9 protein-coding genes and 1 pseudogene are annotated in these 9189 nt (G+C 55.8%); 4 read left to right on the top strand and 6 right to left on the bottom strand.

Going from position 1 to position 9189, the window contains the following annotated elements:
• The 5 genes from Q7O77_RS10590 to yeiP all read right to left on the bottom strand — a co-directional run.
• On the bottom strand, positions 1–857 hold an 857-nt coding region (locus Q7O77_RS10590; RefSeq protein WP_304166766.1), incomplete at its 3' end, for an ABC transporter substrate-binding protein.
• Between the two features lie 231 nt (positions 858–1088).
• Positions 1089–1667, bottom strand: a complete 579-nt coding sequence (gene mepS / locus Q7O77_RS10595) for a bifunctional murein DD-endopeptidase/murein LD-carboxypeptidase (protein ID WP_304166770.1) — start codon at positions 1665–1667, stop codon at positions 1089–1091.
• Between the two features lie 410 nt (positions 1668–2077).
• Positions 2078–2794, bottom strand: a complete 717-nt coding sequence (locus Q7O77_RS10600; RefSeq protein WP_304166773.1) for a phosphatase PAP2 family protein — start codon at positions 2792–2794, stop codon at positions 2078–2080.
• Positions 2795–2829: 35 nt separating this feature from the next.
• On the bottom strand, positions 2830–3819 hold the full coding sequence (locus Q7O77_RS10605) for a GTP-binding protein (protein ID WP_304166776.1): 990 nt from the start codon (positions 3817–3819) through the stop codon (positions 2830–2832).
• Positions 3820–3886: 67 nt separating this feature from the next.
• The gene (gene yeiP, locus Q7O77_RS10610) at positions 3887–4459 is read right to left on the bottom strand and encodes an elongation factor P-like protein YeiP (protein ID WP_026740510.1); all 573 of its coding nucleotides are present in this window, start codon (positions 4457–4459) and stop codon (positions 3887–3889) included.
• 187 nt (positions 4460–4646) lie between these two features.
• Here yeiP and Q7O77_RS10615 point away from each other — a divergent pair, with 187 nt between their 5' ends.
• Positions 4647–4901: a YkgJ family cysteine cluster protein gene (locus Q7O77_RS10615; protein WP_304166781.1), complete on the top strand. Its 255-nt coding sequence runs from the start codon at positions 4647–4649 to the stop codon at positions 4899–4901.
• A 14-nt stretch (positions 4902–4915) separates the two neighbouring features.
• On the opposite strand, the gene Q7O77_RS10620 is transcribed toward Q7O77_RS10615, so the two are convergent.
• Entirely contained in the window at positions 4916–6097 is a 1182-nt protein-coding gene (locus Q7O77_RS10620; protein WP_304166783.1) for a sugar efflux transporter, read from the bottom strand.
• Between the two features lie 326 nt (positions 6098–6423).
• On the opposite strand from Q7O77_RS10620, the gene fruB reads away from it, so the two are divergent.
• The 3 genes and pseudogenes from fruB to Q7O77_RS10635 all read left to right on the top strand — a co-directional run.
• Complete coding sequence (gene fruB, locus Q7O77_RS10625; protein ID WP_304166785.1) at positions 6424–7554, top strand: fused PTS fructose transporter subunit IIA/HPr protein; 1131 nt, start codon at positions 6424–6426, stop codon at positions 7552–7554.
• Positions 7551–8489, top strand: coding sequence for a 1-phosphofructokinase (gene fruK / locus Q7O77_RS10630; protein WP_085652922.1), 939 nt, complete (start codon positions 7551–7553; stop codon positions 8487–8489). The genes fruB and fruK overlap by 4 nt, the downstream gene beginning before the upstream one ends.
• A gap of 16 nt (positions 8490–8505) precedes the next feature.
• Positions 8506–9150, top strand: a pseudogene (locus Q7O77_RS10635) (fructose PTS transporter subunit IIB); the annotation flags it as partial.
• Positions 9151–9189: the final 39 nt, after the last annotated feature.

Genomic DNA, 9189 nt, shown 5'->3' on the forward strand with positions numbered 1-9189 from the left:
TCGGCAGCGTCAGATGTGTATAAGAGACAGCTTTCGATGCGCATATCGAAAGCCCCGGCTTTAAAGGCTTCCAGCGCCACGCTTTCATCCAGATAGTAGTCGTAGCGGATCGTATCAAAATTATACAGCCCCTTGTTCACCGGCAGATCGGCAGCCCAGTAGTCCTTCACGCGGGAATAAACGACGTATTGACCGATATGATAGTCGGAGATCCGGTAAGGTCCGCCGGACAAAGGGGGGCGTGCCTGCGGCTCATTGAACTTGTGATGCTGCCAGTAGGTTTCCGGGATCACGGGCAGGGTCAGCAGCCCGATCATTTTATCTTTATCCGGTGCGCCGAAGTCGAACCGCACGGTATGCGGGCTGAGCGCGCGGGCGGTCGAGCCTTTGTAGTACACGCGGAACTGCGATACGCCCTGCGTCATAAAGGTATTGAAGGTGAAAGCGACGTCTGAGGCGGTGACCGGCGACCCATCGTGAAAGCGGGCGCGAGGGTTCAGGTCGACTTCCAGCCAGCGATAGCCGCTATCGTAGCGTGCTCCGGTGGCGATTAACGGGTAGTAACTGCCGGACTCATCGTCGGAATTGACGTAAAGCGAATCATAAAGGGCTTCCGTTCTGACTGCGGGCAACCCTCTGGAGGCAAAGCGGTTAAAGTTATCAAACGAACCTAACGCGCTGAGGGTGATGTGTCCGCCTTTTGGGGCGTCTGGATTGGCATAGTCGAAATGCGTGAAGTTTTTATCGTACTTCGGGGCGTCCAACATTGTGAAAGCAAAAGGCTGTTGCAGCGTCTCCGCTTGCGCCAGCATGGTGGACGCAATAAACAGCAAAGTGGAAGCGACGGATTTAAACATCGGGCAACTGACTCCTGAATAACGTCGTTCAAGTCATGCTGGCCAACGAGTCATTATGGCGCGTTGCATGGTCATATAAAAAACGGTGGCGCTAAGCACAGGTACGAAAAGGCATTTTAACGTATTCCTGCCGCGTTAGCAGGCGCCTGCGTATGCACCAATAAAAAACGCCGCGATAACTAGGCGGCGTTTCGGATTTCGTTTGGTCGGCATGACAGGGAATAAAAAGGATCAGCTATGCGGACCCTGTGCGAGTACCCGACGTCCTTCCTGATAACGGTGTTTCCAGTAGGTTTCGTCCAGATTGGAGATGGTGACGCCGCTGCTGGTTGACGCATGGACAAACTGCTGGCCGCCGAGATAGATACCGACGTGGCGTCCTGTCGAACCGGCACGGAACAGGACCAGATCGCCAGGGCGTAATTTATTGCGTTGGATTTTCTGACCGACTTCCTGTTGCTCGTAGCTGGAGCGGGGAAGGTCCATGCCGAATTGTTCGCGGAAGGTGCGCTGAACAAAGGCGGAGCAGTCGATGCCTTTCTTGGTCTGACCGCCTAAGCGGTAACGAACGCCTTTCCAACTTGCGTACTGGTCCAGCAACTTGGTTTTCACTTCTACGTTCTGGACCATCGCTTCGAATTCAGCCTGAGAGGCTTGTAGTGAAGGATCACCATTAACCACACGCCTATCAGTCTGAGAATTTAATGCTGTATTACTGTGATTGCTGCTGCAGGCGGTGAGAACAATTGCCACCGCGACGGCAGGCACGGCCCGCCAGATGTATCTCAGCATCGGTTGAGATTTGACCATTGTTGTTATATTCCCTTCGTGTCCTTAGCGAACGAAATGATCGCTATATGCTGTATATGCCAAACGAAATTAAGACTCAGGAATCGTTACTTAGGGACAACAACCGGATCGCCAAACCGTGCCGAGCAGCACTTTTTCTATAGCGGATGTTCTGTCTATAGCGTTTCGCGCGTGGCGGACAATCGTTCATAAATAACAGATTTTGTCGAGACTACCGGAATGAAAAAAATATTGCGAGTACTTTCCCTCCTTTTATTTATATGAATTCGTGATGAAATTTTACAGAGAACGGATATAAATCACTGCGGAACGGAATAATGATAGCAGAACACTGTTTTTACAGACTAAAAACTAAGGGAAAGAAGGGAGAACCGCAGCCAAAACAGAGAATATCTGGCTGCGGTGAAACATTAGTGCGAGGCGTCGGTCGGACGATATTTACCAGGAAGTCGACGATTCAAAGCATTGAGCAGGGCATCGCTGGCTGGCGTCAGCAGCCACCAGCTCAATCCCACCAGTGCGACGGACAGCGAGCCGACGGCAATATCCGTAAACCAGTGTGCGCCAATCATGACTCGCGGCAGCGAAAAGACGACGGTAATCAGTATGCCAATCAAAAAGGCTTTTACGCCGAAATAGCGCAGCATAAAGGCGGTGAAGATCATCAGCATCATGCCGTGGTCGCCCGGGAAACTATCGCGAGAGGCGTCTTTGGTCGGGATGCCGGTCAGTTCGCCGACGCGGTTAATGTTTTCGAAGAACAGCGAAGGGCTGGCGTGTTGCACCGGCAGCAAATGGCCGAGCTGGTTCAGCACCACCGCGGTAATCAGCATGACGATCCCCAGGATCAGCAGGCGACGGCGCTCGACAGGCGCGGCTTTGAAATAGAAACTCAGATAGAGCGCGCCCATCGCCAGCAGCGAGCAGCCGTCAAACGCGCGGTTGTTGGTCATCGCCACCAGCATCAGAAATGCGTGGTTGGTCGACAGGTGCTGATTAAAATAAAAGAAAATAGATTCATCAATGGCAAACCAGAAGCCGTGATTGGCCGGTAAATACCAGGAAAGAAACAACGCAATGCCGATCGCGTTGAATAAGAGGATCATAGGAATATTTCGTTTAGACATAGGAACTGCTCATTAACTTAAGAATTAAAAATAAATTACTGCATGGTGGTTAAACGGGCTTGTAACAATGTGCGCTGTAGCGCATTCCACTCTGCTTCGGTCTCGTTGATAATCTCTATACGACTATCCGGCGGCGGTGCCGAACGCGTTTCGATATGAAGATCGTTCTCCTGACGGTTGACCACCAGCGTCCCTTCCGGAATACGCAGTACTCCTTTGATGCGGCTCACGGGCGACAAACGTACCCAGTCCAGCAGCCTCGCCGTGTCAAACACCGACTCGGCATCGAATATCCAGCCACAGGAATGGTATCCCTGTCCGTGATTGAGCGCACGTCTCCAGGGGGTTTGTCCATCCAGACTGAGCGCCGCCAGTCCCTGACGCGGGGGTTCATCGTGATGATGGTGGCGGGCGGACGGCAAGTCAGCGCCGCGTTCTCCCGGCAGATCCAACAGCGCGGCATCGATGTGGCCCTGACTTACCGAGATAAGCCTGCGCGCTTGTCCAGCGTCGTCATACCAACGACTTAACGCGGCGCGATCGTCATCGTCGTAGGTATCCTGTTTGTTGGCGATGATCACATCCGCCGCCGCCAGCTGGTCGCGAAAGTTTTCGTTTTCCGTATAGCGCGGCTCCGCCAACTGACGCGCATCCAATACGCACAGCGTTGCCTGCACGGTCAGCCAGGGTTCATAAGTCGCGGAACGCAGCAACGACAAAATTTGTTTGGGGTGCCCGAGCCCGGTGGGTTCGATCAGCAGACGATGCGGTTTCTTCTGCTGAAGCAGCATGTTCAGCCCGACCTGCATCGGTAACCCGTTGACGCAACACAGGCAGCCGCCGGGGATCTCTTTCAGCACGGCCCCGCGGTCGGCCAGTAATGCGCCGTCGATGCCTATTTCGCCGAATTCGTTGACCAGTACCGCCCAGACTTCATCCGCCGGTTTCTGAGACAACAGGTGGAGCAGAGTGGTGGTTTTGCCGCTGCCGAGGAAGCCGGTAATGACATTGACTTGGGTTAACACAGGCGTCTCCCGCAGAAATCAGTGAAACAAGACGCCCGGCATAAACCGGACGTGAGTACGACGAGTGTTATTCGGCGCGGCCCATGTAGCGGCGCTCCGGGATATGGATACGAATTTTTTCACCGGCGCTGAGGTATTCCGGCACCTGAATCACCAGACCGGTGTTCAGCGTGGCGGGTTTGTTGCGTGCGCTGGCGGAAGCGCCTTTGATGCCGGGAGCGGTGTCGACAATTTCCAGATCGACCGTCTGAGGCAGTTCCAGCGCCAGAATCTGTCCATCCATCGTCAGAACCTGAATACCCGGCATGCCGCCTTCAGGAATAAACAGCAGCTCATCTTCGATCTGCTCTTTTTTGAAGTTGTACGGCGTGTAGTCCTCATCATCCATAAAGACATATTCGTCGCCATCGATATAAGAGAAGGTCACCTGACGGCGAGAAAGGGTGATGGTGTCGAGGATATCATCGCCTTTAAAGCGCTCTTCGACTTTGAGTCCGGTACGAACATCGGAAAAACGCATTTTGTACAGCGTGCTGGCGCCGCGGGCGCTCGGACTCTGAATATCGATATCTTTAACCAGCAGCAGTTTGCCGTTGTAGTTGACGGCCATACCGCGTTTGATTTCGTTAGCTCTTGCCATGGAAGACATACCTTGTGAAGGGTGAGATAAATTTTTGTGGCGACAAGTTACTCGCGCGGCCGGATTCAGGCAAGCAGGATTTACGTCAAGCGGCGTCAACGCGCGGAAAAGCGGTAGTCTTTGCCGATGAGGGCTGATATGGTCCGCCTTTGTCACCCTGCACCTCATCGCCCACAGGAACTTCGTGATGGACTGTCGTCCCGACTGCGGCGCTTGCTGCATTGCACCTTCAATATCGAGTCCGATTCCCGGCATGCCTGAGGGAAAGCCTGCCAATACGCCGTGTATCCATTTGGACGAGCGGATGCGCTGCGGCATTTTCCATTCGCCGTTACGGCCTGCCGTGTGTGCAAGTCTCCAGCCTCAGCGAGATATGTGCGGTCAACATCGGGATGAAGCGCTTATCTACCTGATTCAGCTGGAGAACGCGACGGCGCCCTGAACGGGTGTCGTCAGTCAGGCATCTTTAATGCGCCACATGCAGTAGCCTGCCGCGAGACTCAGGCCGAGCGCAAAGATGAATCCCGCATGATAGCTCCAGACCTCCGCCACGAGTCCGCCCAGCGAGCCGGAAATAATCCAGCCGACGCGGGACGTATTCGAAAATAGCGTCGTGGCTGCGCCCGCCTGACCCGGCATCAAATCCTGAAAATAGAGCATACCGATGCCAGCCAGAATGCCGATAAAGACGGCATTCAGCAGCTGCAACGCTAGCAACGCCCACGCGGAGTCCAGCAGACACAATCCGAGATAGAACAGCAGGCCGGCGGCGACAGCCAACCGCATCAAATAGCGTTTGCCGAGACGCCGGGCGAGATAACCCGAAATCAGCATCGCCGGAATCTCCAGTCCGGCCGCCGTGCCCATCATCACGCCCGCCAGCTTTTTTTCCAGCTGTAGCTCTTGCACGAGATAAAGCGGCATATTGATGAGGTAGATGCCGTTACAGGTCCACATCAGCGTACAGGCAGCGCAGAGCAGCAGTGTGTCGCGACGATTGCGGCGCGGAGAATCCAGCGTTTCGGCGGTCTTGACACGGGGATGCTTGGGCATCGACGGCAGCAGCAGTCCCACCAGCAGACCGCACAGCAAAAACACCCCGGTTGCGGCCATGTACATCGCCGGGAAGCCTAACCCCAGCGCTAGCGCGAAGGCGATAGGCGGACCGACAACCCAGGACAGCGAAATCTGCGCGCGCATCACGGAACTAAACATCGCGGCCTCGCGCCCGGAACGGTCGGCGTATTCACGCGCCAGCGCGAACAGTTGGGGGTTAGCTGTCGACCCGAAGCTTGAAAGCAACACACCCACTAACAACAGCACCGCATAGTTCCTGTTCCAGGCGAACAGCAGGCAGGACAGCGCGCCGAACAGGCAGCAGGCCACGATCAGCCGTTTGCGGTCGCCGCGATTATCGGAGTAGGTGGCGAGCAGTTGGCTGACGACAATGCCGATGACCGCGTTGCCGGTATAGAACAGTCCCACCAGCAGCGGACGGGCATGAACTTCCGTAGAGAGGAACAGGCTCAGGGTCGGGAGTTGTAAGGCTCCGGCGATACCGGAAAGAAACGCGATAAGCAAAAAAGCTGACGCGGTGATGTCGGGCAGCCGTCGCGGCGTACTGGCGGATGTATGCATGATGGTCTGGCAGAGTGAAAAATGAACAGAGCGGCGTATTCTACGCCTGCGGGACGTGAAAGGGGAAACCGTTTTCATTCCTTTTTCTTCAGCACGTTTTCAGCTGGCATCGCGCTGAATCTGAACTATAACCTTGTTGATGCGAAAATGTGCGTGACCTCTAAGAATCACACTGAGTTTTATGGACAATGCTTGCATAGATATTGGGAAAGACGCAGTATTTTTGAAACGTTTCAGTTGCGTGTTTTATGAAACGATTTTAATCACTCGGCCATTTTTTTCCCATAAAAGCTGAAACGATTCAAGTTTGGCAGGAGAGGAGAGCTATGTTCCAGTTGTCACAGCAAGATATTCATATAGGGGCGACCGCCGGCGACAAGCAGGAGGCCATCAAACAAGTGGCTGCCGCATTGACTGAAGCCGGTTGCGTCAGCGAAGGGTATGTTGAAGGAATGCTACAGCGTGAACTGCAAACCTCTACTTATCTGGGAAACGGTATCGCCATACCGCATGGAACGACGGATACACGCGATCTGGTTCGCAAAACGGGCATTCAGGTGTTTCAGTTTCCTAAAGGGATCGCCTGGGGAGACAACCAAACCGCTTATGTGGTTTTGGGGATCGCGGCCCGTTCTGACGAACATCTGGCGCTGCTGCGTCAGCTGACGCACGTGTTAAGCGATGACAGCGTAGCCGAACGTTTGGCGTCAACCACGTCGACGGAAGAGTTGCGCAGTTTGCTGATGGGCGAACAACAGGCCGCGGAGTTCCGCTTCGACGCCTCGCTGATTTCCCTGAACGTGGCGACGGATAATCTGATCACGCTGCAGGCGCTGAACGCGGGCAAACTGCAGCAGATTGGCGCCGTCGACGCGCGCTTCGTCAGCGATGTGGTGGCCAGCAAACCGCTGCATTTAGGTCACGGTATCTGGGTCAGCGACAGTCAGGAAGGTAATCTGATCAGCGCGTTGGCGGTCAGCCGTCCGCTGGAGTCTTTCGTTGCCGGTGACGAAAAAGTGGCGATGCTGCTAACGGTTTCTGCCGTCGACGACCAGGTTAATGCGCCGATTGATTACCTGAGCAAGCTGCTGAGTGCGGGTAAATCCGACAGCCTTCTCAGCGCTGACGCGCCGACGCTGCTGACTTTGTTGTCGAGCGAAGCCGCGGAAGAAAGCAACGCGCTGGTGGCGGAGTTCGTTATTCGTAACGAACACGGCCTGCATGCGCGTCCCGGCGCCACGCTGGTCAACGTCATCAAACAGTTTACGAGTGAAATCACCGTCGCCAACCTCGACGGAACGGGCAAACCGGCTAACGGCCGCAGCCTGATGAAAGTGGTGGCACTGGGCGTGAAGTCCGGCCATCGTCTACGTTTTACGGCCAATGGCAGCGACGCTGAAGCCGCGCTGAAAGCCATTGGTGAAGCTATTGCATCCGGATTAGGGGAGGGAGCATGAGCAGGAGAGTCGCGACCATTACGCTGAATCCGGCTTACGATTTAGTGGGGTACTGCCCGCAGGTCGAACGTGGGGAAGTCAACTTGGTCCAAACCGCAGGGCTGCACGCCGCGGGTAAAGGGATTAACGTCGCCAAAGTCCTGAAAGACTTGGGCATCGATGTGACGGTAGGCGGATTCCTGGGGAAAGATAATCAGGATGGATTTCAGCAGCTGTTCAGCGAGCTGGGGATCGCCAACCGTTTTCAGGTCGTCAACGGCCGCACGCGCATCAACGTCAAGCTGACGGAGCAGGACGGTGATGTTACCGACCTGAACTTCTCGGGCTTTGAAGTGACGCCGCAGGATTGGCAACGCTTCGTGAATGATTCGCTGAGCTGGCTAGGCCAGTTCGATATGGTGGCGGTCAGCGGTAGCCTGCCGGCTGGCGTCGACCCTGACGCTTTCACCGACTGGATGACTCGCCTGCGCAGCCAATGCCCGTGCATTATTTTCGACAGCAGCCGCGAAGCGCTGGTCGCCGGTCTGAAAGCGTCGCCGTGGTTGGTCAAACCCAACCGTCGCGAGCTGGAAATCTGGGCGGGCCGCAAATTGCCGACGCTGGAGGATGTTGTCGACGCCGCGCACGCGCTGCGTGAGCAGGGGATTGCTCACGTCGTCATTTCTCTGGGCGCGGAAGGCGCGCTGTGGGTCAACGCTTCCGGCGCCTGGCTGGCTAAGCCGCCGGCCTGCGATGTGATCAGCACCGTCGGCGCGGGCGACTCCATGGTCGGCGGCCTGATTTATGGTCTCCTGATGCGTGAATCCAGCGAGCATACGCTGCGTCTGGCGACGGCGGTGGCGGCACTGGCGGTCAGCCAGAGCAACGTTGGCGTAACGGACCGGCCGCAGCTTGCTGCGATGATGGCCCGCGTTGATTTGAAACCCTTCAATTAACAGCAGGAGAAGCACAATGAAAACGCTGCTGATATTCGATAAGTCGTTAGGAAGAGTCAAAAGCAGATTAGTGCATAACCAGCTTGGCGCCGCAGCGCCGAAAGCGGGACTCACGCTGACGGAGCAGCCTGCCGAGGCTGAACTGGTCATCGTGTTTGGCGGTCAACAGACAGACAGTACGCTGAACGGAAAAAACGCATTTCTCGCTGATGTCGGAGAAGCGCTGAGTCAGCCGGATGCGTTGCTGGAAAAAGCCAAGTCGGAAGCTACGCCTTATCAGGCGAGCGCAGCGGCAGCGGCGAAAGCGCCTTCCTCCGCGGCCTCGACTGGCGTGACCCGCGTTGTCGCCGTCACGGCCTGTCCGACCGGCGTCGCTCACACCTTTATGGCGGCGGAAGCCATCGAAACGGAAGCGAAGAAGCGCGGCTGGTGGGTCAAAGTGGAAACGCGCGGCTCCGTCGGCGCGGGCAACCCTATCACGCCCGAAGAGGTTGAACAGGCGGATGTGGTGATCGTCGCCGCCGATATCGAAGTCGACCTCAGCAAGTTCGCGGGCAAGAAAATGTACCGCACCTCAACCGGTCTGGCGCTGAAAAAAACCGCGCAGGAGCTGGATAAAGCGCTGGCGGAAGCCACCGTTTACCAGCCGTCTGGGCAGTCCCTGTCTCTTATACACATCTGACGCTGCCGACGAAGAGGA

The sequence above is a fragment of the Lonsdalea britannica genome (assembly GCF_946477055.1).
Taxonomy (GTDB): Bacteria; Pseudomonadota; Gammaproteobacteria; order Enterobacterales; family Enterobacteriaceae; genus Lonsdalea; species Lonsdalea britannica_A.